Origin of the sequence: Blautia acetica, from assembly GCF_038739805.1 — a bacterium.
GTDB lineage: Bacteria > Bacillota > Clostridia > Lachnospirales > Lachnospiraceae > Blautia.
The window spans coordinates 82,082-105,966 of the sequence record NZ_JBBEWO010000002.1 but is presented as its reverse complement, the minus strand read 5'-3'; the positions used below and the strand labels follow the sequence as shown (position 1 = coordinate 105,966).

18 protein-coding genes, 1 pseudogene and 1 other annotated feature are annotated in these 23,885 nt (G+C 46.3%); of the genes and pseudogenes, 2 read left to right on the top strand and 17 right to left on the bottom strand.

Going from position 1 to position 23,885, the window contains the following annotated elements; genetic code table 11:
• Position 1: 1 nt before the first annotated feature.
• The 9 genes from WBS51_RS01825 to WBS51_RS01785 form a co-directional block, all read right to left on the bottom strand.
• Positions 2 to 808 carry a metallophosphoesterase gene (locus WBS51_RS01825; protein WP_173749190.1) on the bottom strand — a complete coding sequence of 269 codons (807 nt, stop codon included), beginning with the start codon at positions 806 to 808 and terminating at the stop codon, positions 2 to 4.
• Positions 801 to 2,126, bottom strand: coding sequence for an MATE family efflux transporter (locus WBS51_RS01820; RefSeq protein ID WP_294462702.1), 1,326 nt, complete (start codon positions 2,124 to 2,126; stop codon positions 801 to 803). Before WBS51_RS01820 ends, WBS51_RS01825 begins: the two co-directional genes overlap by 8 nt.
• 112 nt (positions 2,127 to 2,238) lie before the next feature.
• Positions 2,239 to 3,441: a D-alanyl-D-alanine carboxypeptidase family protein gene (locus WBS51_RS01815; protein WP_173749191.1), complete on the bottom strand. Its 1,203-nt coding sequence runs from the start codon at positions 3,439 to 3,441 to the stop codon at positions 2,239 to 2,241.
• A gap of 71 nt (positions 3,442 to 3,512) precedes the next feature.
• Entirely contained in the window at positions 3,513 to 4,100 is a 588-nt protein-coding gene (locus WBS51_RS01810) for a putative ABC transporter permease (protein WP_173749202.1), read from the bottom strand.
• Between the two features lie 123 nt (positions 4,101 to 4,223).
• Positions 4,224 to 5,759 carry a cardiolipin synthase gene (gene cls, locus WBS51_RS01805; protein ID WP_294462682.1) on the bottom strand — a complete coding sequence of 512 codons (1,536 nt, stop codon included), beginning with the start codon at positions 5,757 to 5,759 and terminating at the stop codon, positions 4,224 to 4,226.
• Positions 5,760 to 5,835: 76 nt separating this feature from the next.
• Positions 5,836 to 6,012, bottom strand: coding sequence for a 30S ribosomal protein S21 (gene rpsU, locus WBS51_RS01800; protein WP_004222305.1), 177 nt, complete (start codon positions 6,010 to 6,012; stop codon positions 5,836 to 5,838).
• A 202-nt stretch (positions 6,013 to 6,214) separates the two neighbouring features.
• The gene (locus WBS51_RS01795) at positions 6,215 to 8,110 is read right to left on the bottom strand and encodes an ABC transporter ATP-binding protein (RefSeq protein ID WP_173749193.1); all 1,896 of its coding nucleotides are present in this window, start codon (positions 8,108 to 8,110) and stop codon (positions 6,215 to 6,217) included.
• Positions 8,103 to 9,836, bottom strand: coding sequence for an ABC transporter ATP-binding protein (locus tag WBS51_RS01790; protein WP_173749194.1), 1,734 nt, complete (start codon positions 9,834 to 9,836; stop codon positions 8,103 to 8,105). The genes WBS51_RS01795 and WBS51_RS01790 overlap by 8 nt, the downstream gene beginning before the upstream one ends.
• On the bottom strand, positions 9,829 to 10,314 hold the full coding sequence (locus WBS51_RS01785; RefSeq protein WP_308781650.1) for a MarR family winged helix-turn-helix transcriptional regulator: 486 nt from the start codon (positions 10,312 to 10,314) through the stop codon (positions 9,829 to 9,831). Before WBS51_RS01785 ends, WBS51_RS01790 begins: the two co-directional genes overlap by 8 nt.
• 188 nt (positions 10,315 to 10,502) lie before the next feature.
• Here WBS51_RS01785 and WBS51_RS01780 point away from each other — a divergent pair, with 188 nt between their 5' ends.
• Positions 10,503 to 12,287 carry an ABC transporter ATP-binding protein gene (locus WBS51_RS01780; RefSeq protein ID WP_173749195.1) on the top strand — a complete coding sequence of 595 codons (1,785 nt, stop codon included), beginning with the start codon at positions 10,503 to 10,505 and terminating at the stop codon, positions 12,285 to 12,287.
• On the top strand, positions 12,284 to 14,041 hold the full coding sequence (locus tag WBS51_RS01775) for an ABC transporter ATP-binding protein (RefSeq protein WP_173749196.1): 1,758 nt from the start codon (positions 12,284 to 12,286) through the stop codon (positions 14,039 to 14,041). Before WBS51_RS01780 ends, WBS51_RS01775 begins: the two co-directional genes overlap by 4 nt.
• 53 nt (positions 14,042 to 14,094) lie before the next feature.
• Here WBS51_RS01775 and alaS read toward each other — a convergent pair whose 3' ends face one another.
• The 8 genes and pseudogenes from alaS to WBS51_RS01735 all read right to left on the bottom strand — a co-directional run bounded on the left by alaS (position 14,095) and on the right by WBS51_RS01735 (position 23,804).
• Entirely contained in the window at positions 14,095 to 16,734 is a 2,640-nt protein-coding gene (alaS, locus tag WBS51_RS01770; protein ID WP_294460070.1) for an alanine--tRNA ligase, read from the bottom strand.
• A gap of 62 nt (positions 16,735 to 16,796) precedes the next feature.
• On the bottom strand, positions 16,797 to 17,603 hold the full coding sequence (gene trpA, locus WBS51_RS01765) for a tryptophan synthase subunit alpha (protein ID WP_294460073.1): 807 nt from the start codon (positions 17,601 to 17,603) through the stop codon (positions 16,797 to 16,799).
• Positions 17,596 to 18,781, bottom strand: a pseudogene (gene trpB / locus WBS51_RS01760) (tryptophan synthase subunit beta). Before trpB ends, trpA begins: the two are co-directional and overlap by 8 nt.
• Positions 18,774 to 19,397, bottom strand: a complete 624-nt coding sequence (locus WBS51_RS01755) for a phosphoribosylanthranilate isomerase (protein WP_173750007.1) — start codon at positions 19,395 to 19,397, stop codon at positions 18,774 to 18,776. The pseudogene trpB and the gene WBS51_RS01755 overlap by 8 nt, the downstream one beginning before the upstream one ends.
• Positions 19,394 to 20,179 (bottom strand): indole-3-glycerol phosphate synthase TrpC, encoded by a 786-nt coding sequence (trpC, locus tag WBS51_RS01750; protein WP_173750006.1) that lies wholly within the window; start codon positions 20,177 to 20,179, stop codon positions 19,394 to 19,396. The genes WBS51_RS01755 and trpC overlap by 4 nt, the downstream gene beginning before the upstream one ends.
• Before the next feature lie 3 nt (positions 20,180 to 20,182).
• Complete coding sequence (locus tag WBS51_RS01745) at positions 20,183 to 21,790, bottom strand: bifunctional anthranilate synthase component II/anthranilate phosphoribosyltransferase (RefSeq protein ID WP_173750005.1); 1,608 nt, start codon at positions 21,788 to 21,790, stop codon at positions 20,183 to 20,185.
• Entirely contained in the window at positions 21,787 to 23,250 is a 1,464-nt protein-coding gene (gene trpE / locus WBS51_RS01740; protein WP_173750004.1) for an anthranilate synthase component I, read from the bottom strand. Before trpE ends, WBS51_RS01745 begins: the two co-directional genes overlap by 4 nt.
• An 80-nt stretch (positions 23,251 to 23,330) precedes the next feature.
• Positions 23,331 to 23,619, bottom strand: a binding site (T-box leader).
• An 11-nt stretch (positions 23,620 to 23,630) separates the two neighbouring features.
• Positions 23,631 to 23,804, bottom strand: coding sequence for a hypothetical protein (locus tag WBS51_RS01735; RefSeq protein WP_173749962.1), 174 nt, complete (start codon positions 23,802 to 23,804; stop codon positions 23,631 to 23,633).
• Positions 23,805 to 23,885: the final 81 nt, after the last annotated feature.

Sequence of the window (23,885 nt, the reverse complement as noted above, 5' to 3'; positions counted from 1 at the left end):
CCTATCCCCGACTTTTGGGCAGACAGTCTATGAGCAATAGCTCCCTGGGATTAAAAATCCGCAGCGGAATGGTATGCTCGCCCAATCCGGCGCTTACCACCAGATGACTTTCCTCTTTCTGGAAATGTCCCCGGCAGTATTTTGGGAAAAGACGGAAATCCGGACTGATGACACCACCTAAAAAAGGCAGTCTCATCACGCCTCCATGGTAATGTCCTGCCAGAATCAAATCCCCGCCCCAGTCCAGATAAGCGTCTCCATACTTAGGCGTATGGGTCAGCAGAATATGAAACCACTCTCTGGAAGATTTCCCTACCAGACGGTTTATATCCCGCTTTTCAAGCTTCTTTTTCCCTCTCTTGTCATAATAGGAGTAAGGCAGCATCAGTCCGGAAAGGAGCAGCTTTTCCCCTTTGATTTCATATGCTTTCGTGGCATTTTCCAGCATAATCACGCCCAAGCGCTGAATCTGCTTCTCAAACAGCAGATAATCTCTTCCGAAAACCTCCGGTTTCTGCTTCATACGCTGCTCATGGTTGCCCAGCCCATAAAACACAGGGGCAATCTTCACGGCCTGACGAAGGAAATCATAAGCAGCCCTGACAGAGGCCTCTTTTTTTCCCAGAACCATATCGCCTGCAAGCAGCAGCATATCCGGCTGTTCTTCTTCCAGTTTTTGGAGCAGTCGCTGATTTTTCTCCCCAAATTCCACATTGTGCAAATCACTGATAACAGCAGCGCGAAAGCCCTGCTGTTTCAGTTTGTCAGATTCTATTTCATACTTGACCGTTTTAAATTTCTTAAGCAATATATTTCTCCTGATGTTTCATAATTTTGAAGTACATGACCAGCAGAAGTCCTCCTGCCAGCACCCAGGCAAAGGGACTGGCCAAACAGGCTCCCAGATAGCTGTGTCTCTGAGCAGCAATCATAGCAACGACACCTCTGCCCACCAGTTCTGCCACACCTGCCATCATAGGAAGCAAACCGTAGCCCATACCCTGAATTCCATTTCGGTATACATTGACAATGGTAAGAGGAATCAGGAAAATACCCACACATTTCAGATAAATGTCTGCCTGCCCCATAATGCCGGACACATCTCCGGACACAAAGAAGTACACCAGATATTTTCCCACCGTCACAACAGGGACTGCCAGAATTACACTGTAAATACTGCCGATGATGGTAGCTGCCCGGAATCCCTGGCGAATTCTCTTCACTTCTCCTGCTCCCATGTTCTGAGCACAGTAGGTCGCCATGGTCGTTCCCAGCGCCACATAAGCCTGGGTTCCCAGCTGCTCAATCTTGTTAGCCGCAGTAAAGGCTGCCACGGACATAGAGCCCAGCAGATTCAGAGCAGACTGCACCATCATGGTTCCAATGGCTGTAATAGAATACTGCAGCGCCATAGGAAGCCCGATAGCCAGCTGCATTTTCGCCATATACGGTTCTACCTTAAAGTCGCCTCTGTGCAGCTTCAAAAGCGGCACTTTTTTTATAATATACAGCAGACACCCGATACCGGATACTGCCTGGGAAATCACGGTAGCATAGGCTGCGCCAGCCGCCCCCATATGAAATACAATAATCAGCAGCAAATCCAGCCCTACATTTAAGGCCGCCGATAAAATCAGAAAATACAATGGTGTCTTGCTGTCTCCTAAAGCCCTTAAAATACCGGACAGCAGGTTGTAAAGTACCGTAGCCGCAATTCCTGCACAGATAATCATAATGTAGGCATAGGCATCCTGGAAAATATCATCCGGTGTGTGCATAAATACCAGAAGTGGTTTCATCGTCAGCATACTTCCCGCTGTCATCACCACTGTGATTCCCAGAGAAAGCACTGCAGCCGTTCCCACGGTTTTCCGCATGCCGTCCATGTCCCCTGCGCCGAATCTCTGGGCCGTCAGCACGGAAAAACCAGCCGTCAGTCCCTGCAGAAACCCCAAAATCAGAAACATAATCGTTCCTACGCTTCCCACCGCAGCCAGGGCTTTTGTCCCCACAAACTTCCCTACAATGACCGTATCCGCCATACTGTAAAGCTGCTGAAACATATTTCCGATAAAAATAGGAATGGTAAAATCCAAAATGATTTTCATCGGACTTCCTGCTGTCATATCTGTCTGTACATGTTCTCTTGCCAAAGTAAACCCCTCTCTCAAATTAAAATCATTTTTCGGTAACTTTGGCTTATTATAGTATAAAGCAATCCGACTTTCAACATGTTTTTTATTTCTTTTCAGAAATATTTTTTTCCCTTCCCTGCAGGAAAATTTTACAGATTTTCTCAAGATAATCCCGGTATTTTGCCTTTTTTACATTCCTGTCAAAGACAAGGTCCACGCTTCCGATTTTCTTTCCATCCAGATAATAATCAGCCCTTCCCGCCTTCTCTCCCTTCTTCACTGGCGCCTCTGCGGTTTTCTTCATATGGATTTTCTTTTGAATGGAATCTGTATTCGCTCCTTTGGTATCCAGATAACAAAATTTCTCTTTATAGCTGCAGGATATTTCCTCTAAAACTCCGCCCTTTATTTGTACAGTCCCCGGGGACTTCGTATTCTCGTCCGTATAGAGTTTACAGCTTCCAAAGCCCAGATTCAGCATGGCAGCCGCATCTTTGAAACGCACCTTGTAATCCGGCGCTGTCATCACTACGCTGATAAGAGTAATTCCGTTTCGCCTGGCCACCGCAGACACACAGTATTTTGCCACGCTGGTACTGCCGGTTTTCAGCCCCACACAACCATCATAGCTGCGCACCAGTTTATTGGTATTGGTAAGTCCGAACTCACTGCTTCCCTTATACGTGACATGGGTAATGTTTTCCATCCACACAGAAGAATATTCCAGAATCTTCGGGTATTTCGTCACCAGTTCTCTGGACATCTTCGCCACGTCATGGGCGCTGGTATAGTGATTATCCGACTCCGTAAGACCACAGCAGTCCTCAAAATGGGTATTTTCCATTCCAAGTCCTGCTGCTCTCTCGTTCATCCGCTTCACAAATTCACTTTCACTGCCTGCAATATGCTCGGCCATAGCCACACTGGCGTCATTGCCCGAAGCAATGACAATACACTTTATCATGGTTTCCACACTCTGCTTTTCGCCCTCTTCCAAAAATACCTGGGAGCCTCCCATAGACTTGGCATAAGCGCTGGTCACCACCTGGTCTTCCATATGTAAATTTCCCTTTTCCAACTCATCAAAAATCAGAAGCAAGGTCATAATCTTGGTGATACTGGCCGGTTTTACTCTGGTATCCATGTCCTTTTCATAAATAATTTTTCCGGTAGATGCCTCCATCAGCACACCATGAGGCGCTGTAATCAATTCTCCCTCCTCTGCCAGAATTCTTTCTGGAAATCCAGTCAGCCAAACGGAGAAAATCAGCACCCAACTTAACAATACCGCCGCTTTTCTGCCCATTTTTATCCTGCCTTCACATTTACTCTTATAGCATTGTAAGCAAAAACTCCGGCATTTATGACAACAGAGCCTTATCTCCAGCGGAAAGCCAGAATTCCCTCTTTAAACTCCTGGAAAGAATCGGGAATACAGTCTTTTTTCTTCTGGTACAGTGCATAGGCAAAATCCACAGCAAAAATCAGCAGCAGAATTCCACCCAGTCTTGTTCCTGTCTGAAAGGAATAACTCTCCACTACCCGTTCCACTCCTTTGTGAAGGAAAAGAAACAGTCCCAGCGTATAAAAACCCCAGGCAACGGTACTTTCCAGACACAAAATTCCTTTATAGTTAAAAGGCTTCTGGGAATAATCCCACCAGACCTCTCCAAAAATCTTCAGCATCAGAAGCGCTGTTCCATACTCCAACAGCGTAGGAATAATACATCCCATAAGGTACAGCAGATACAGATTATGGTCTACCGGACGCAGCAGAAAATATACCGTCAGTGCGCCCACACCGTAAATAGGGCAGATAGGACCTCTTACAAATCCCCGGTTGGTTAATTTTCGATTGCAGATAGACATATAGATAGACTCTACAACCCAGCCTAAAATACTGTAAATCAAAAACCATTGGATAATATGGTAAACATCCGTCCCCAAAACCGCTTTTGTCCACAACATAATTTTCTCCTTAAAAATAAAATCTTCTCCTGTAAACGTCTGATAAGTATGTCTACTATATCATGATATCCCCTGTTCGTCTATTCCCATTTGACAGAAACTCTAAAATTTTCATAAATTTTACAGCATGGGAGCAAACAGACGGAGAATGCTCTGCATACCTCTCTGCAGCACATTCTGCCGTCTGCACACATCCAGAGTAATCTCCTTACAAACGGAAAACGTCTCCGTCATATCTTCTTTTACCTGGGCCACTGCGCTGCATTTATACAGCCAGGCCGCACATTCAAAGTGCAGATACAGACTTCTGTAATCCAGATTAATGGTTCCCACTACCGCCAGTTCGTCATCACAGACAAAATTTTTGGCGTGAATAAATCCTGGCGTATATTCATAAATCCGTACCCCGGCGCTTAAAAGCTGCTGATAATAAGACTGCGTCAACAGAAAAACCAGCTTTTTATCCGGAATTCCCGGTGTGATAATCCGCACATCCACCCCTTTTTTAGATGCCAGACAAAGAGCCGTCATCATCTCATTATCAATAATCAGATAAGGCGTGGCAATATACACATATTTTTGGGCCTGATTGATGATATTTAAGTAAACATTTTCTCCTACCACTTCTCCGTCCAGCGGTGAATCTCCATAGGGCTGAACAAACCCGTCGCTTTCAAACTCTTCGGGATGGTACACATACGGTCCATAGGCAGGCAGATGGGTCTTCATTCTGGTAATCACACTCCACATCTGCAGAAACATCACCGTCAGATTCCAGACTCCCTCTCCTACAAGACGTACTCCGGTATCCTTCCAATGTCCGAACCTCATTTTCTCGTTGATATATTCATCTGCCAGATTGACGCCTCCCGTATAGCCGGTATGTCCGTCAATCACCAGAATTTTTCTGTGATCCCGGTTGTTCAGCACAATATTTAAAATGGGACGCACCGGATTAAAGGCTGCACACTTAATGCCTTTGGCCTGCAGCTTCTTATAATATCGTGTGGGAAGTGTGGTTACACAGCCCATATCATCATAAATCAGGCGCACATCTACTCCCTGCTTTACCTTCTCTTCCAATACGTCTAAGATGGCATTCCACATTCTTCCCTCATGGATAATGAAATACTCCAGAAAAATAAAATGCTCTGCTTTTTTTAAATCTTCCAGCATGTCAATAAACATGTCGTCTCCCACTGCATAATACTTGGTTGTGGTATTGGTATGCACCGGGAATCCGGCGCAGTTCCTTATATAAGCAGACTGATTGGAAGCGCCCGTATCCTCCGCCGAAAGGGCTTCTCTGGTCTCCCTGCTTTCCCGAAAATAATTGGAAATCTCTTTCATTACTGCTTCGGATTCCTGGGTCATTTTTTTTGCCACACGGGATTGTCCGAATAAAAGGTAAATAATGACGCCAAACACCGGAACCGCAAGAATGAGAATGGTCCACGCCAGCTTATACGAGGGGTTGATTTTTTTATTTACAATCCAGAGTACCATAAGCACACTAAGCAGGCTGATAAGATTCATAATATGCCCGGAAAAGGCACCCACGCCCCAAAGCACGGCAAAAATCCAGATAAGCTGCAAAAGCACAGCCGCTATGGTAACAAACAGTCTGCTGGATATAATATCAATAATCTTTTTCATACATTTCCTTTAGAATTGTCCTATATGCAGATGTTGTAAAAAAGCCTCTGGTCTTTCCAGAGGCTTTTACTGCACATTAATTATATTTACGTTTTCTAGCTGCTTCAGATTTTTTCTTACGACGAACACTTGGTTTCTCGTAATGCTCTCTTTTACGGATTTCCTGCTGAATACCTGCTTTTGCACAGCTACGCTTGAAACGACGTAAAGCGCTATCTAAAGTCTCGTTTTCTTTTACGATTACATTTGACATAAGCTCACACCTAACCTCCCTCCAGCTGCAAATTGTGCATAATACAACTGTCTGGGTATTTTTATTGCACAAATGATATTATAGCAGATTTTTGTCATTCGTCAACTGTTTTAATCAAATTTTTCAAGTTTTTCTGAATTTTTTTCAGGATTACTGCCGACATGATCCCTGCCAGCACCAATCTCCCTCAATGCTGTCTCTTTTATGACAATTCCAGCTTACCTGTATAAAGCTGATAGTAAGTTCCCTTCATCTTAATAAGGTCTTCATGGTCTCCTCTTTCGATAATCTTTCCGTGGTCCAAAACAATGATGGCATCACTGTTGCGGATAGTGGACAGACGATGGGCAATGACAAAAACAGTACGTCCTTTCATCAGGTTATCCATACCCTTCTGCACAATGCTTTCTGTTCGTGTATCAATACTGGAGGTCGCCTCGTCCAGAATCAGTACCGGCGGATTCGCCACTGCAGCTCTTGCAATGGAGAGCAGCTGTCTCTGTCCTTGGGAGAGTTCTTCCCCGTCACCGCTTAACATGGTCTGGTATCCGTTTGGCAGCATTTGAATAAACTGGTCTGCATGAGCCAGGCGGGCTGCCGCATACACTTCCTCATCCGTTGCATCCAGCTTTCCGTAACGGATGTTATCGATAATGGTTCCGGTAAACAGGTGAGTATCCTGCAGCACGATTCCAAGGGAACGGCGTAAATCATCCTTTTTAATCTTTGTAATATTAATGCCGTCGTAACGAATCTTACCTTCCTGAATATCATAGAAACGGTTAATCAGGTTGGTAATGGTAGTTTTTCCAGCTCCTGTAGAGCCTACAAATGCAAGCTTCTGTCCCGGCTTTGCATAGAGACTGATGTTCTTTAAGATGACCTTATCTTCATTGTAGCCAAAGGTTACATTCTCAAATACCACATCGCCGGTAAGCTCTGTATAAGAAACGGAACCGTCTGCGGAATGAGGATGTTTCCATGCCCACATACCGGTGCGCTCTTTGCACTCCACAAGATTGCCCTTTTCATCTTTTCTGGCATTTACCAGTGTTACATAGCCTTCATCTTTTTCCGGTTCCTCGTCAATCAACTGGAAAATACGCTCTGCTCCGGCAAGAGCCATAACAATGGAGTTAAACTGCTGTGCTACCTGCATGAAAGGCTGTGTAAAGCTCTTTGTAAACTGCAGATAGGAAGCCATGACGCCAAGGGTAATTCCCCCTACGCCCAGAACAGAGAGGAAACCGCCCAGAACTGCAGTGAGTACAAACTGCAGATTTCCGATGTTTCCGATTACCGGTCCCATCATATTGGCAAAGGTATTGGCTCTGGATGCGCTCTCAAACAGCGCCTCATTAAGCTCATCAAACTCTTCTTCTGATTTTCTCTCATGATTAAACACCTTTACCACTCGCTGTCCATTCATACGTTCTTCCACAAAACCAGTCACATCTGCCAAAGACATCTGCTGTCTGACAAAGTATTTCCCGCTGTTTCCACCGATTTTTCTTGTAACAAAAATCATTACAAAAATAACCACAACGGCCAGAACTGTCAAAAGCGGGCTGAGTACCAGCATGGAAATAAAAGTTACAATAATCGTGAAAAAGGACATCAGCGCCTGAGGAATGGACTGGCTAATCATCTGACGCAGTGTATCTGTATCATTGGTATAAAGACTCATAATCGAACCATTGGTTCTCTGGTCAAAGTAACGGATAGGCAGGGTCTGCATATGCTCAAACATATCATCCCTCACTCTTTTTAAAACACCCTGTCCGATGTAAACCATCATCCTTGTGTAAATAAAGGTAGAAATAACTCCCAGAAGGAAAATACATCCCAGAACACTGAGTGCACTATAAAGTCCTGCAAAATCCGGATTCTGCTGTCCAATCAGTGGAATAATAAAGTCATCCAGCAGGAATTTCAAGGACAGGGATACGGAAATCGTCGCCACAGAACTGATTAAAATGCAGATAAAAACCAGAATGAAACGTACTTTATAGGTTTCTGTTACATATTTCAAAAGACGTTTTGCAGTCTTCAGTGTATTTTTTGAGATTCTTGACTTTTTGTTTTCCTGTTTACTCATGCTCTTCACCTCCTCTGACCTGAGATTCGTATACTTCTCTGTAAATTTCATTTGTTTTCAGAAGCTCCTCGGAAGTGCCTACTCCCACAACAGAACCTCCGTCCAGAACAATAATCTGGTCCGCGTCCTCAATAGATGCCACTCTCTGCGCAATGATAATCTTTGTGGTATCCGGTATTTCTTCGCGGAATGCCTTACGAATCAGGGCGTCTGTCTTGGTATCTACTGCACTGGTAGAGTCATCCAGAATTAGAATCTTCGGTTTCTTTAAGAGTGCTCTGGCGATACAAAGTCTCTGTTTCTGTCCTCCGGAAACATTGTTTCCGCCCTGAACAATCTGGGTATCATAGCCTGCCGGGAATTCATTGACAAATCCGTCTGCCTGAGCCAGTCTGCACACTCTCTGCACTTCTTCGTCGCTGGCATGCTCATTTCCCCAGCGGATATTTTCATAAATCGTACCGGAAAACAGCACGTTTTTCTGAAGCACCATGGATACCTGGTCGCGAAGAGCCTCTAAGTTATAGTCACGGACATCTCTGCCTCCGACCCTTACGCTTCCCTCTGTTACGTCATAAAGACGGGGAATCATCTGAACCAGAGTGGATTTGGCACTTCCGGTTCCTCCGATAATACCAATGGTCTGTCCTGATTTAATATGAAGGTTAATATCTTTTAAAGAAAGATTGCCGCCTTTTCCGCTGTAGCTGAAATTCACATGGTCAAACACAATTTCTCCATTTGGAACCTCTTTTACAGAATCTTCTTTATCCTTCATCTCCGGAACTTCGGTAAGAACCTCTGTAATACGGTCTGTAGATGCCTCTGCAATCATAATCATAACAAACACAAATGTAACCATCATCAAGGACATGAGAATCTGAAGGGCATACACAATCACACTGGTAAGTTCTCCTGTCGCCATAGTTCCTGTCACAATACTCTTTCCGCCGATTGCCACAAGCAACAGTACAACAACATACATGGTAAATTGCATAACAGGGGAGTTCCATGCAACAATTTTTTCTGCCTTTGTGAAAAGATTGTACACATATCCTGAAATTCCGTGGAATTTGCTGATTTCAAAATCCTCTCTTACAAATGCCTTTACCACGCGGGAGGCATTTACATTTTCCTGAACGGAATTGTTTAATACATCATACTCATCAAATACTTTGATAAAATGAGGATGCGCTTTTTTTGCAATAAAAATAAGCGTTCCGCCAAGCAGCGGGATGACAATCAGAAACAGAAGGGCGATTTTTACGTTAATCAGCAGAGTCATAACCCAGGAAAGAAGCACCATAATGGGGGCTCTGGCCAGAAGTCTTATACTCATCATATACGCCATCTGTACATTCGTAATATCGGTTGTCATTCGGGTAACAAGTCCCGAAGTGGAAAACCTGTCAATATTTTTAAAAGAAAATTCCTGTACCTTGTAAAAAATGTCATGCCGCAGGTTCTTGGCATAACCGGCCGCACCTATAGCAGCCATCTTTCCTGCAATCGCACCAAACCAAAGAGCCAGCATGGCCATGACTACAAGAATCAGTCCCCGCTGTACAATGTAGGTAAGATTGCCTTCGGCAATGCCGGTATCAATAATCTTTGCCATTTCCATGGGGATGAGAACTTCCATCAATACCTCAAGGATTACAAATAACGGGGCCAGTACCGACTGTTTTTTGTATTCCCGGACTGATTTTAAAAGTGTCTTATTCATTTATCCTGTCTACCTCCTTATTTTCCCTGTTTTTTTCTGCAAGATTCTGACACATCTGATAAAGAGTTTTTTTGCACAGAAAAAGCTGCTCCTGGGAAATCCCCCGGGTCATACGAACCTCTGTTTCATGAATATGCTCCAGAATGCTGGGACGCATGGCCTCTGCTTTCTTTGTGGGAAGAATCCGCTTAAGTCTGGCATCCTCCTTCACACTCTCCCGGTATATGAAACCGTTTTTTTCCATGAGTTTGAGAATTCCTGACGCTGTGGATTTTCTGATGTTAAACTCTTCCTCTATATTCTTCTGATAAATATCTCTGTGGAGAGTTTCCAGCAAAATGTGTTTCAGCACATGTCTCTGCATGGGGGTAAGTTCATTCTCTTCCGGAGTTTCCACGGGTTTATGCTCTCTCTTTAACTGATGGTTGAGTATTCTCACCAGTCTTCCTGTATGCATGTTTCTTATTTTTTCATCCATATCCTGCATCATTTGCACCTCGCTTCTTTTAGTTAGCTTCCTAACTTTTTCATATTATACAGACCATTTTTTTTAATGTCAACACTTTTTTCTTTTTCTCCTTTTCTATCTTTCTGTGCTGGAGTATAATATGGATTGTCTATCAGGTTTTTCCTGAAACTTTATTTTAGAAACGGAGGAAACAGAACATGCGACGTCTCGCTGTCTACTTGAAAAACTACAAAAAAGAAAGCATACTGGCTCCCTTTTTCAAGTTTCTGGAGGTAGTATTTGACCTGCTGGTTCCCGTGGTCATCGCCCGTATGATTGATGTGGGAATTGCGGGAAATAACCGGGAGGTTATCATTCAGAATTTTTTTATCCTGCTTCTCATGGCTGCTGCCGGTCTGACTGTCAGTATTACAGCCCAGTTTTTTGCCGCAAAGGCAAGCACCGGCTTTGCTGCCGAGCTTAGACAGGCTGTCTTTGACCATGTACAGAGTTTTTCCTTCTCCCAGCTTGACAGGCTGGGAACAGATACTCTGATTACAAGGCTTACCGATGACATTAACCAGGTACAAAACGGCCTCAACATGGGGCTCCGCCTGCTGCTGCGCAGCCCTTTTATTGTCCTTGGTTCCATGGTCATGGCCTTTACTGTCAATGTGCGCTGCGCCCTGATTTTTGTTGTAGCCATTCCTGTACTTTTTCTGGCCGTCTTTCTCATTATGTATCTCAGCATCCCCCTGTTTCGGAACGTGCAGGGGAAACTTGACAAGGTCACCGGACTTACCAGAGAAAATCTCACCGGTGTCCGGGTCATTCGGGCCTTTTGCCGCGAACAGGAATCTGTGGCAGAATTTGACCTGCACAACCGGGAACTGACAAAGCTCAACGAATTTGTAGGGAAATTGTCCGCTCTTTTGAATCCGCTTACTTATGTCCTGATTAACCTTGCCACCGTTATTCTCATCAGCAGAGCCGGAATCCAGGTCCATTTAGGCAATATGCAGCAGGGCGAAGTGGTTGCGCTTTATAACTATATGGCTCAAATGATTATTGAACTGATTAAGCTGGCCTCTCTGATTATCACGCTGAACAAATCAGCAGCCTGCGCCGGCCGTGTGGCTGATATCCTGAAAATCACACCTGCTATGGACTATCCGGAAGAAACCGCAGCGCACACTCCCTCTGCTTGTGCCGTTGCTTTTGAACATGTGACCTTCTCTTATCCGGACACAGGCGCTCCCAGTCTTTCTGACATCAGCTTTTCTGTAGAAAAGGGACAGACTGTAGGAATTATCGGAGGAACCGGAAGCGGAAAAACAACCCTTGTAAACCTGATTGCCCGTTTTTATGATGCCACAGAAGGTCAGGTGCTTCTGGACGGACAAAATATTCGCAATTATACCCAAGATGTACTCCGGGAAAAAATCGGGGTTGTTCCTCAAAAGGCAGCGCTCTTTAAGGGAACCATCCGCGAAAATATGAAATGGGGACGGGAAGATGCCACAGATGAAGAAATCTGGGCAGCACTTTCCATGGCCCAGGCCAGAGAGATTGTGGAGAAAAAAGAGGGACAGCTTGACTTTCATCTGACACAGAACGGAAAAAATCTTTCCGGAGGCCAGCGTCAGCGTCTTACGATTGCCCGTGCTCTTGTGAAAAATCCTGAAATTCTCATTCTGGATGACAGCGCCAGCGCCCTTGACTTTGCCACAGATGCAGCCCTGCGAAAGGCACTTCATGCACTAAGGGGAAATGTGACTACCTTTCTGGTTTCCCAGCGTTCTGCCAGTATCCGTCATGCAGAACAGATTCTCGTTCTGGACGATGGCCTCCTGGTGGGAAAAGGCACCCACGACCAGCTGGTAGACTCCTGTGAAACATACCGGGAAATCTTCTTCTCACAGTTTCCCGAAGAACGCACAAAATATACAGAAAACCACAAAGCCGAAAGCTTTCCGGCATCCAAAAGGGAGGGAAACCCATGAGTATTTCAAAGAAAACAAAGAGCAGCAGTATGGAAACCTTTAAAAAGGTACTCCGCTTTATCGGAAGATACCGGTTTCTGCTGATAGCCAGTATCGTGCTTGCCGCAGTTTCCGTAATCCTTCAGCTTTATGTTCCGATTCTTTTCGGAAACGCCATTGATGAAATCGTCGCCAGGAATCAGGTGCATTTTTCCAAAATGTGGCAGTATCTATGGCAAATTCTCATATTGGCCGCTCTCTCCGGCGCCGCGTCCTGGGTCATGAACCTCATCAATAACCGCATGACCTACCGTACCGTACAGGACATCCGCACAAAAGCTATCCGCCATATTCAAGTGCTTCCCCTCTCCTATCTGGACAGACACAGCACCGGAGATATCATCAGCCGGGTGATTGCCGATGCAGACACCCTTTCAGACGGTTTGCTTTTAGGCTTCACACAGCTTTTTTCCGGTGTTGTCACCATTATGGGAACCCTGGTATTTATGTTTTCCAAAAACGTATTTATCACTCTTCTGATCATTGTGCTGACCCCTCTCAGCTTTTTTGTGGCAAAGTTTATTTCCTCCCATTCTTTTCAGATGTTCCGGAGACAAAGTGAAGCCAGGGGAGCACAGACTGCCCTGATTGAGGAAATGATTGGAAACCAAAAGGTCGTTCAGGCCTTTGGTTACGAAGAAAAATCTTCTGCCCGTTTCTCCCGGATAAATGAAGAGTTAAAAGAAGCCAGTCAACATGCTATTTTCTACAGCAGTCTGACGAATCCTGCTACAAGGTTTGTCAACAACCTCATTTATGCGGCAGTTGCCCTGACCGGTGCGCTTCTGATTCCCAAAGGGGCTCTGACCGTAGGCGGTCTCTCTGTTATGCTGGCTTATGCAAACCAGTATATGAAGCCCTTTAATGACATCAGTTCCGTTATCACAGAACTGCAGAATGCACTGGCCTGCGCTTCCAGGATTTTCTCTCTTTTAGAAGAAGAACCGGAAAGTTCTGACGCTTCCGGCACTCTCTCAGATGTAAAAGGGAACGTTGCCATTGAACACGTGTCTTTCCGTTACGTACCGGATAAGCCTCTGATTGAAGACTTTAACCTGAAGGCCGCGCCGGGCAGAAGAATTGCTCTGGTAGGGCCTACCGGCTGTGGAAAGACAACCTTTATCAACCTGCTGATGCGGTTCTATGACGTGGATTCCGGAACCATTTCTGTAGACGGAAAATCCATCCGCCAGGTTTCCCGCCATGCCCTCAGAAGCAGCTATGGCATGGTGCTGCAAGACACCTGGATAAAAAGCGGCACGGTTCGGGAAAATATTATTATCGGCAAACCGGAAGCCTCGGAGGAGGAAATCATACAGGCAGCCAAAATGTCCCATAGCTGGGAATTTATCCGCCGCCTTCCCGACGGCCTTGACACAATCCTGAAAGAAGACAGTCTCAGCCAGGGACAGAAGCAGCTTCTCTGTATCACTCGTGTTATGCTCTGTCTGCCGCCTATGCTGATTCTGGACGAAGCCACTTCCAGTATTGACACCAGAACGGAACTGATGATTCAGAAAGCATTTGACCGTCTGATGCAGGGACGCACAAGCTTTATTGTAGCCCACAGGCTTTCCACTATCCGGGGTGCAGATGAAATTCTGGTTATGAAGGATGGAAGTATTATCGAACAGGGTACTCACGAAAAATTAATGGAAAAGGGCGGTTTTTATAAGACACTGTACAACAGTCAGTTTGTCAATACAGCCGAATAGAGAGAAAAAAAGGGGGCCTATCAAACAGCCTCCTTTTTCTAAAAACAAATTTTTTATTTAATCTGGTCTGCCAGTATATCTGCTGCTGCTTTTAAGGCTTCCGGTACTTTATCCGGGTTTTTGCCTCCGGCCTGAGCCATGTTGGGGCGTCCGCCTCCGCCTCCGCCTACAAGGGCAGCCATGCCTTTCACCAGATTTCCTGCATGAGCACCTGCTTTCTGCGCTTCCTCTGTCACCATAGTCAGAAGGCTTACCTTTCCTCCTGCTACGCTGGCCAGCACTACCACACCTTCGCCCAGTTTTTCCTTTAACTGGTCGCCTAAGTCACGCAGTCCGTTCATATCCACATCATCCAAGGAAACTGCCAGAAGCTTCACACCTTTGATTTCCTGTACCTGGCTCATAACGTCGCCTACTGCGTCTTTTGCCATTTTGGCCTTCAGTGCTTCATTTTCGCTGTGCAGATTTTTCACCTCTGCCTGGAGATGTGCGATTTTTTCTTCGATTTCTGCCGGAGAAGTCTTCAGCATTGCTGCGATTTCTGCCTGGCGTTTCTCGATTTCTTTATAGTAAGCAAATACACCGTCTCCGGTAAGGGCTTCGATACGGCGCACACCTGCCGCAATACCTGCTTCTGCTACAATCTTAAAGGCTGCAATTTCTCCTGTGTTGGCTACATGGGTACCGCCGCAGAGTTCTTTTGAGAAATCCCCCATAGAAACCACACGGACTTTTTCTCCGTATTTTTCGCCGAACAGAGCCATAGCGCCTGTCTTCTTGGCTTCCTCAATAGTCATAACATCCGTTACAACCGGAAGTCCTGCACGGATTTCCCGGTTTACCATATTCTCCACCTTTTCCAGTTCTTCTGCCGTCATGGCCTGGAAATGTGCAAAGTCAAAACGCAGTCTGTCCGGAGTTACCAGAGAACCTTTCTGCTCTACATGGGAACCGAGAACCGTCTTTAAGGCTTTCTGCAGCAGGTGGGTAGCGCTGTGGTTCTTACAGCAGTTGGCTCTTCCTGTCTCACATACTTTTAAGGTTACGGTATCGCCCACTTTTATCATGCCTTTTGTGAGAACACCAACATGTCCTACTTTTCCGCCTCTTAAATGAATGGTGTCTTCCACCTTAAATTCTGCGTCACCGCAGACAATCACACCTTTATCACCCTGTTGTCCGCCCATGGTCGCATAAAACGGCGTCTGCTCTGTAAAGAGGGTTCCTCTCTGGTCTTCGGTCAAAGCCTCCACGATTTCCTCTTCTGTGGTCAGAACCGTTACTTTAGCATCACATACCAGTTTGTCATAACCTACAAATTCTGTGGTAACGGCTATATCAATTTCATCGTAAACCGTTGCGTCCGCACCCATATAGTTGGTGGTTTCTCTGGCTGTTCTTGCCTTCTCCCTCTGTTCCTGCATAGCTTCCTGGAAGCCTTTCTCATCAATGGTATAACCCTTTTCTTCCAAAATTTCTTTTGTCAAATCCATCGGAAAACCATAGGTATCATACAGCTTAAATGCATTTGCGCCGGAAAGCTCCGTTGTGCCTTCCTTCTGCATAGCCTCTTCCATTTCTCCCAGAATGTGAAGCCCCTGGTCAATGGTTTTGTTAAACTGTTCTTCTTCTTTTGTCAGCACCTGGAAAATAAAACTCTTCTTTTCATCCAGTTCCGGATAACCGTCTTTGGAGCCTTCAATGACAACGGCGCCTAACTCTGCCAGGAACTTGCCTTCGATTCCCAGAAGACGTCCGTGGCGGGCTGCACGGCGGATAAGACGGCGCAGTACATAGCCTCTTCCTTCATTTGTGGGCATAATACCGTCAGAAATCATAAAGGTTGCAGAACGGATATGGTCGGTAATCAGACGAATGGAAACGTCTTTTGTCTCATCCTTCTTATATTCGGTGTGAGCCAGTTCACAGACCTTGTTTCTCAAAGCGCACAAAGTATCTACATCAAAAATAGAATCCACGTCCTGGACTACAGAAGCCAGACGCTCCAGACCCATACCGGTATCAATGTTTTTCTGTACCAGTTCCGTGTAATGGCCTTCCCCGTCATTTTCAAACTGGGTAAATACATTGTTCCAGATTTCCATGTAACGGTCGCACTCGCAGCCTACGGTACAATCCGGACTTCCACAGCCGTATTTTTCGCCGCGGTCATAGTAGATTTCAGAACAGGGACCGCAGGGACCTGCGCCGTGTTCCCAGAAGTTGTCGCCCTTGCCGAAACGGAAAATACGCTCTGCAGGAATTCCCATTTCCTTATTCCAGATTTCAAAAGCCTCTTCATCTTCTTCATAAATAGAAGGATACAGGCGGTTCGGGTCCAGTCCCACAACCTCGGTCAAAAATTCCCAGGACCAGGCAATGGCTTCACGCTTAAAATAATCTCCGAAAGAGAAGTTTCCCAGCATTTCAAAAAATGTGCCGTGACGTGCTGTCTTCCCTACGTTTTCAATATCACCTGTACGGATACATTTCTGACAGGTTGTCACCCGGCGTCTGGGCGGGATTTCTGCGCCTGTAAAGTATGGCTTTAAAGGCGCCATACCGGAATTAATCAAAAGCAGACTCTTGTCATTGTGAGGAACAAGAGAAAAGCTCTTCATAGCCAGATGTCCTTTGCTCTCAAAGAACTCTAAAAACATTTTCCTAAGTTCGTTTACTCCGTATTTCTGCACGGTTTTTCCCTCCTGATGAGTATAATCACTGTTCTTAATGATAGCACAGGATTTTACTGATTTCAAGAAAAATCCTGTACGCTGTCCGTCTGACTTCTTTCGGATACGGCTCTCTTCATTTTCTGCACATATTCCGCCACAGAGAGAACCGCGTCTTTTCCATATTCTTCGATTATTTTCACAATAGCGCTTCCCACAATGGCGCCGTCTGCTATCCCTGCCATCTCCTTTGCCTGCTGCGGTGTGGAAATACCGAAGCCTACCGCGCAGGGAGTATCTGTCACCTGGCGCACCAGTTTCACCATACCTGCAATGTCCGAGGTAATCTCACTTCTCACTCCCGTAACACCAAGAGAGGAAACACAGTAAATGTACCCCTGTGCCCCTTCTGCAATTTTCTGTATGCGCTCCTTTGAGGTCGGCGCAATCAGAGAAATGATTTCCACTCCATAATCGGCGCACACAGGAGCCAGCTCCCCTTTTTCCTCAAAAGGCATGTCCGGCACAATCAGCCCGTCAATGCCGCACTCTACACATCTTTTCATAAACCTTTCTTTCCCATAAGTATAAATGGGATTGACATAAGTGAGAAATACCATGGGAACCCGGACTTTTTTTCTGGCCCTTTTTATGGTATCAAACAGTTTATCCGTGGTACAGCCTGCCTCTAACGCACGTTCATTGGCTTTCTGTATCACCACGCCCTCAGCGGTGGGGTCGGAAAAGGGAATTCCGATTTCAATCAAATCTGCCCCTGCCTCTTCCATGGCATAAAGCAGACGTTCTGTAATTTCCAAAGAGGGGTCTCCCCCTGTGATAAACGGAATAAATGCTTTTTTGTTCTGAAATGCTTCCTGGATTCTATTCATAAATGTCCACTCCTCTGTATCTGGCAATGGCTGCCACATCCTTATCTCCTCTGCCCGAAATGTTTACTACGATTATCTGGTTTTTCTCCATGGACGGGGCCAGCTTTCTGGCATAAGCCACAGCATGCGCGCTTTCTATGGCAGGAATAATACCTTCCGTTCTGGAGAGGTATTCAAAGGCCTCTACTGCCTCTGTATCTGTAACCGGCACGTACTCTGCCCTTCCGGTTTCCGCCAGATGTGCATGCTCCGGTCCGATTCCCGGATAATCCAGTCCTGCGGAAATGGAATACACCGGTGCAATCTGTCCATATTCATCCTGACAGAAAACGGATTTCATGCCATGGAAAACCCCGGTTGTCCCCCGGCTGATGGTGGCTGCATGTTTGGCCGTATCTACCCCCAGCCCTGCCGCTTCGCAGCCAATAAGCCGCACCTCTTTATGGGGGAGAAACTCATAAAAAGCCCCCCATGGCATTGCTTCCTCCTCCTACACAGGCAATGACTGCATTGGGAAGACATCCTTCCTTTTCCATAAGCTGCTCTTTGATTTCTTTTCCTATGATTTTCTGAAAATCACGGACAATCATGGGAAAAGGATGCGGCCCCATGACAGAGCCCAGGACATAGAGGGTATCGTCCATGCGGCGGCTCCACTCCCGCATGGTTTCGTTTACCGCATCTTTTAAAGTCTGGGTTCCGCTGGTTACGGCATGTACCTTTGCCCCCAGAAGTTCCATGCGAAAGACATTTAAAGCCTGACGGTCTGTGTCCTCTTTTCCCATAAAAATTTCACATTCCATGCCCATAAGAGCTGCCGCCGTAGCGGTGGCCACCCCATGCTGTCCCGCCCCGGTCTCTGCAATGACTCTTGTTTTTCCCATTTTCTTGGCCAAAAGCACCTGCCCCAGCACATTGTTAATCTTGTGGGAGCCGGTATGGTTTAAATCCTCCCTTTTCAGGTAAATTCTGGCTCCTCCCAGGTCTTTTGTCATTTTTTCGGCATAGTAGAGGAGAGAAGGTCTCCCCGCGTAATGTTTCAGCAAATCCTCCAGTTCCCTTTGAAATTCTTCGTCTTTGCTGTATTTTTCATAGGCCGCTTCCACCTCCTGTACCGCCTGCATTAAGGTCTCCGGTATATACTGTCCTCCGTAAATCCCATATCTTCCTTTACTCATATTTCTGTACCTCTCTTACCTTTTTTAGAAATTTGCGTACCTTTTCCTCTGATTTTCTTCCCTGCTCTTCCACTGCACTGCTGACATCCACGGCAAAAGGGCAGCACCGTGAAACTGCCTTTTGTACATTTTCTCCATTCAGTCCTCCTGCCAGGAAAAAGGGCTTTTTCAGCATTGGAATCAGCTTCCAGTCAAAGACTTCCCCACAGCCGCCATATGCCCCTGCCCTGTAAGTATCCAACAGGAGATAATCACAGGGCAGTTCCTCTCCTCTTAAAATATCCTCCCGGTTTCGAACTCTTATGGCTTTTATGACCGGAAGCCCTGTCTCCGCCTTTATCTGCTGCACATATTCCCAATCCTCGTCTCCATGAAGCTGAAGCAAATCTACAATCCCCAGACTGGCCGCCTGCAGCACTTCCTCCTTCGGAGCATTGACAAACACACCCACGCTTTTGATTTTCGCAGAAAGGTTCTGCTTCATGGCAATGGCCTGTGAAAAAGAAATCTGCCTTTTGCTCTTTGCAAACACAAAACCCACATAATCCGGCAGCAGATCATTCACCATACGAATCTCCTCCACGGTTTTCAGTCCGCAGATTTTCACCCTGCTCATCGCTTCCCTTCTTTCAGTTCCTGGAGCATTTTCCCTTTATTTCTGCTCCTCATCAGAGTTTCTCCAATTAACACGGCCTGTACCCCTCCTTTTTTCAGCTTTTCTATGTCTTCCCCGGTGCGTATCCCGCTTTCCGCTACAAAAATTACGTCTTCCGGAACCTGCTGGCGAAGCCGCAGACTGTTTTCCACATCTACCGTAAAATCCTTCAAATTCCGGTTATTGACTCCTAAAATCCTGGTGCCTGCCCTGAGCGCCTTTTCTATTTCCCCCTCATCATGAGCCTCCACCAAAGCCGACAGCCCCAGACTGTGCGCAAGTTCCACATAAGCACGCAGAGTTTCCTCCTCCAAAAGACTGCAGATAAGCAGTACGGCTGAGGCGCCTAAAACCTTTGCCTCATATACCTGATAGCTGTCCACTGTAAAATCTTTGCGAAGCACCGGAATGTTCACCTTAGAAGCAATCTCCCGCAAATACCGGTCCTGTCCCAGAAAGTATTTTGGCTCCGTCAGACAGGAAATCGCAGAAGCACCTGCTTTTTCATACTCCTCTGCAATTTGCAGATAAGGAAACACAGGGGCAATCACCCCTTTGGAAGGAGAAGCCCTCTTCACCTCGCAGATAAAAGACATCTCTTTTCCCGCAAGAGCTTTCTCAAATGGAAATTCCCCAGTATTTTCACAAGCCAGGGCCTTTTCTCTGATTTCTTCCAGCGGGCATGCCTCTTTCTTTTTCGCCACCCGGATTTGGGTATCTTTTGCAATCTGGTCTAATATCATCTTCTACTCCTCATACTTTCCTGTCGCCGCCACAAATTCTTCCAGTTTCGCCAGAGCTTTTTTACTGTCAATCAACTCTCCTGCCATATGAATCCCCTCCTCAAGAGAAATGCCGTCAATCCCCAGATACAGGCTCATACCTGCGTTTAACAGCACCACATCCCTTTTAGGCCCCCGCTCTTTCCCTTCCAGAATGTCTCTGGTAATCCGGGCGTTTTCCTGTGGGCTGCCTCCGGTTAATTCAGAAAGTGTACACCGCTTCAGTCCAAACTGTTCCGGGGTAATGGTGTAGCTGGTAATTTCTCCGAAACGAATTTCGCACACCAGTGTTTCCCCTGTCAAAGTAATTTCGTCCAAACCGTCTGCGCCGCACACAGCTACCCCTCTGGTTACCCCCAGATTCCCCAGCACCCGGGCAAGAGGCTCTGCCAGCTTTTTGTCATAAACGCCCAGAAGCTGCATGGTGGCTGCCGCCGGATTGGAAAGAGGACCCAGAATGTTAAAAACGGTCCGTACTCCCATTTCTTTTCGCACCGGAGCCGCATACTTCATAGAAGAATGGTACACCGGAGCAAAGAGAAAACACATCCCCGTCTGGTTCAGCACCGTTTCATTCTGCTTTGCGTCCAGGGAAACATTGGCCCCCAGATGTTCCAGTACATCTGCTGCCCCACTTTTGCTGGACACACTGCGGTTTCCGTGCTTTGCCACCGGAATCCCTCCCGCCGCCACTACAAAAGCTGCCGTTGTGGAAATATTAAAGGTACCCGCCTCGTCCCCTCCGGTTCCCACAATGTCCATGACTTCTCTCTGGGGACGGATTTTCACGCCTTTTTCTCTCATGACTTCTGCAAAAGCGGTAATCTCGTCAATACTTTCCCCCTGCATCCGCAGCGCCGCCAAAAAAGCTCCCATCTGCGCCTGTGTGGCTCTGCCTTCCATCATCTCCTCCATAACCGCCTTTGCGGTGCCGTAATCCAAATCTTTCCCGTCCATCAGTGTGTGAATGGCTTCCTTTATCATGAGCGTTCTTTCCTTTCTTCCCTGTATTTTTAAAAAGTTTTCCAGAAATTTCATTCCCTGCTCCGTAAGTATGGATTCCGGGTGAAACTGCAGTCCGTACACCGGATAGTCCCGGTGCTCCACGGCCATAACCTCTCCGTCCTCCGCCAAAGCCGTCACCCGCAGACAATCCGGCAAGGTTTCTCTCTTTAACGCCAGCGAATGGTATCTGGCTCCCCGAAATGCTCCATCTATTCCTTCAAACAAAGGACTTACACCCTTTGGAAAAATCTGACTGGTTTTCCCGTGCATCAGATGGGAAGCAGGAGCAATCTCTCCGCCGTATACCTCACAAATGGCCTGATGCCCCAGACAAATTCCCAGAATGGGAATCTTCCCCTGAAAATGCCGGATAACCTCTTCACAGATACCTGCGTCTTTGGGATATCCCGGTCCCGGTGACAAAATGATATGGGTGGGATTTTTTTCTTCGATTTCCTTTAAGGTAATCCTGTCGTTCCGCACCACTTCCAGGTTTGGCTGCAGACTCCCCAGATACTGCACCAGATTGTAGGTAAAACTGTCATAATTATCAATAAATAAAATCATATATCTAACCCCTTTCCTGCCCTTATCACTGCCTGCATAACGGCCGCCGCCTTATTGGCGGATTCCTCATATTCCTTTTTTGGCACACTGTCTGCCACAATACCGCCGCCTGCCTGTACATAAACCGTATCCCCCTTTTTCACCGCCATGCGGATAGCAATACAGGTGTCCATATTCCCGGTAAAATCCATATAACCTAAAGCGCCGCCGTAAATGCCCCTGGGTGTCTTTTCCAGTTCTTCAATAATCTGGCAGGCCCGGATTTTAGGCGCTCCGGAAAGGGTTCCTGCCGGAAGAACTGCCTCAATAGCGTCAAAAGCATCCCTGTCTTCCCGGATATTTCCTTCCACCTGGGAGCAAATGTGCATAATTTTTGAATATTTATGCACCATCATATATTCTGTGACCTCTACAGATTCAAATTTGCTGATTTTCCCCAGGTCATTCCTGCCCAAATCCACCAGCATATTGTGTTCTGCCAGTTCCTTTTCATCCTGCAAAAGTTCGCTCTCCATTCTCCGGTCTTCCTCTGTTGTTTTCCCTCTGGGTCTGGAACCTGCCACCGGAAACGTCACCAGCCTGCCGTTTTTCAGCCGCACCAGGGTTTCCGGGGACGTGCTCATCAGTTCTTCCTCCTCTGTGTGCAGATAGACCATATAGGGAGAAGGGTTGGTGGTTCGCAAAATCCGATAGGCAGGAAACAGACTTTGCCTCATGGTTCCCTCAAACTGCCGGGAAATGACTGCCTGAAAAATATCTCCGCTGTGAATATAGGCTTTTGTTTTTTCTACAGTCCTGCAATATTCTTCTTCTGTTGTATTGCAGGTAAAAGTAATGTTTTCCGGCTCTCGCGGCTTTTCTTCCGGCAGCTCCCGCTGCAGCAGCTGGCACAATTCCTCGATCTGTTTCCCGGCTGTCTCATAATTTTCCTCCAACCGTCTGGTTTTCACATTTACAATAACAAAAATTTTTTGTTTCAGGTGGTCATAAGCCATCACCTTGTCAAACAACATCAAATCAAAATCCGCAAATGCACTCTCTTTTATGTTTAAAACAGGTTCTGCATAGCCTATCATAGAGTATGCAAAATATCCCACCAATCCTCCGGTAAAAGGCGGCAGTTCCGGAAATACCGGCGTACGGTAATCCCTTAAAATCTCCCGTAAAACATGCAGCGGTTTTTCCGTCCTTTCCGTCTTTGTCCCACCTTTGCTTTCCACCTTCACAATTCCGTTTTTGCAGGTGACCCGGCAGACAGGGTCACATCCCAGAAACGAATATCTGCCCCACCGCTCCTGTGCCTCCACACTTTCCAGCAGAAAATATCTCTTCTTTTTCTGCGACAGCTTTCGCAAAATGGCAATAGGCGTTGTACTGTCTCCCTGCAGTTCCCTGTAAAGAGGAAGCACGGAGTACTTCTCTGCAAACTTTTTTGCGGTTTCATAATCTGGTTTTAACATCTTTGTTTCCTCCCTTTTTCAGAAAGAGCACCTGTGGATTTCGAATTGAAAAAAGCCCCTGCCCCACTGGAATCATTTCCAAATGGGACAGGGGCTTCTTTGCCTCTGCGGTACCACCCAAATTGCCTGTGTCCGGCGCTTTCCTAAACATATGGAAACTGCCGGACACAAAACCACTCTTTCATGTACTGACATACATTCCCAACGGATAACGGGCTGGTTTCCCCGTCAGCGTCTACTCTCTTCCCTGAAGATTTCAAGCTGCCCTCACAAGTCCATTCAGCAAAAACTCTTGCTGCCCCGCTCCCACCATCCGCGGCTCTCTGAAAACAAATATCTCTGCTTACTCTTCTTATTCATCGGTTTAAAGTTTTAATTTGTTACAGAGTATAAGGGGGATTTTGGGATTTGTCAAGCATTTTTTTCGGCGGCTGTATTCTTTTCTTTCTGCTTTCCCACTTCCGGTTCCGCTCCTGTTTCCTTTGCATACATTCCAAATCTATTTCATAAATGGTGTTGCCTTCCTCCACCAATCTGGTTTTTTCATCATTCATAGGAAATTTCTCCTTTCGTAATAGGATATGCAGAAAAAATTTCTGTGTTCAGAAACATATCCCACCCTCTTTTCGCATATA

Bases quoted from the DNA above. Each gene is read 5' to 3' on its own strand.
- WBS51_RS01820 (WP_294462702.1), bottom strand. From the start codon at position 2,126: ATGACAGCAGGAAGTCCGATGAAAATCATTTTGGATTTTACCATTCCT.
- WBS51_RS01815 (WP_173749191.1), bottom strand. From the start codon at position 3,441: ATGGGCAGAAAAGCGGCGGTATTGTTAAGTTGGGTGCTGATTTTCTCC.
- cls (WP_294462682.1), bottom strand. From the start codon at position 5,759: ATGAAAAAGATTATTGATATTATATCCAGCAGACTGTTTGTTACCATA.
- rpsU (WP_004222305.1), bottom strand. From the start codon at position 6,012: ATGTCAAATGTAATCGTAAAAGAAAACGAGACTTTAGATAGCGCTTTA.
- WBS51_RS01795 (WP_173749193.1), bottom strand. From the start codon at position 8,110: ATGAGTAAACAGGAAAACAAAAAGTCAAGAATCTCAAAAAATACACTG.
- WBS51_RS01790 (WP_173749194.1), bottom strand. From the start codon at position 9,836: ATGAATAAGACACTTTTAAAATCAGTCCGGGAATACAAAAAACAGTCG.
- WBS51_RS01785 (WP_308781650.1), bottom strand. From the start codon at position 10,314: ATGGATGAAAAAATAAGAAACATGCATACAGGAAGACTGGTGAGAATA.
- WBS51_RS01780 (WP_173749195.1), top strand. From the start codon at position 10,503: ATGCGACGTCTCGCTGTCTACTTGAAAAACTACAAAAAAGAAAGCATA.
- WBS51_RS01775 (WP_173749196.1), top strand. From the start codon at position 12,284: ATGAGTATTTCAAAGAAAACAAAGAGCAGCAGTATGGAAACCTTTAAA.
- trpA (WP_294460073.1), bottom strand. From the start codon at position 17,603: ATGAATAGAATCCAGGAAGCATTTCAGAACAAAAAAGCATTTATTCCG.
- WBS51_RS01755 (WP_173750007.1), bottom strand. From the start codon at position 19,397: ATGAGCAGGGTGAAAATCTGCGGACTGAAAACCGTGGAGGAGATTCGT.
- trpC (WP_173750006.1), bottom strand. From the start codon at position 20,179: ATGATATTAGACCAGATTGCAAAAGATACCCAAATCCGGGTGGCGAAA.
- WBS51_RS01745 (WP_173750005.1), bottom strand. From the start codon at position 21,790: ATGATTTTATTTATTGATAATTATGACAGTTTTACCTACAATCTGGTG.
- trpE (WP_173750004.1), bottom strand. From the start codon at position 23,250: ATGTTAAAACCAGATTATGAAACCGCAAAAAAGTTTGCAGAGAAGTAC.
- WBS51_RS01735 (WP_173749962.1), bottom strand. From the start codon at position 23,804: ATGAATGATGAAAAAACCAGATTGGTGGAGGAAGGCAACACCATTTAT.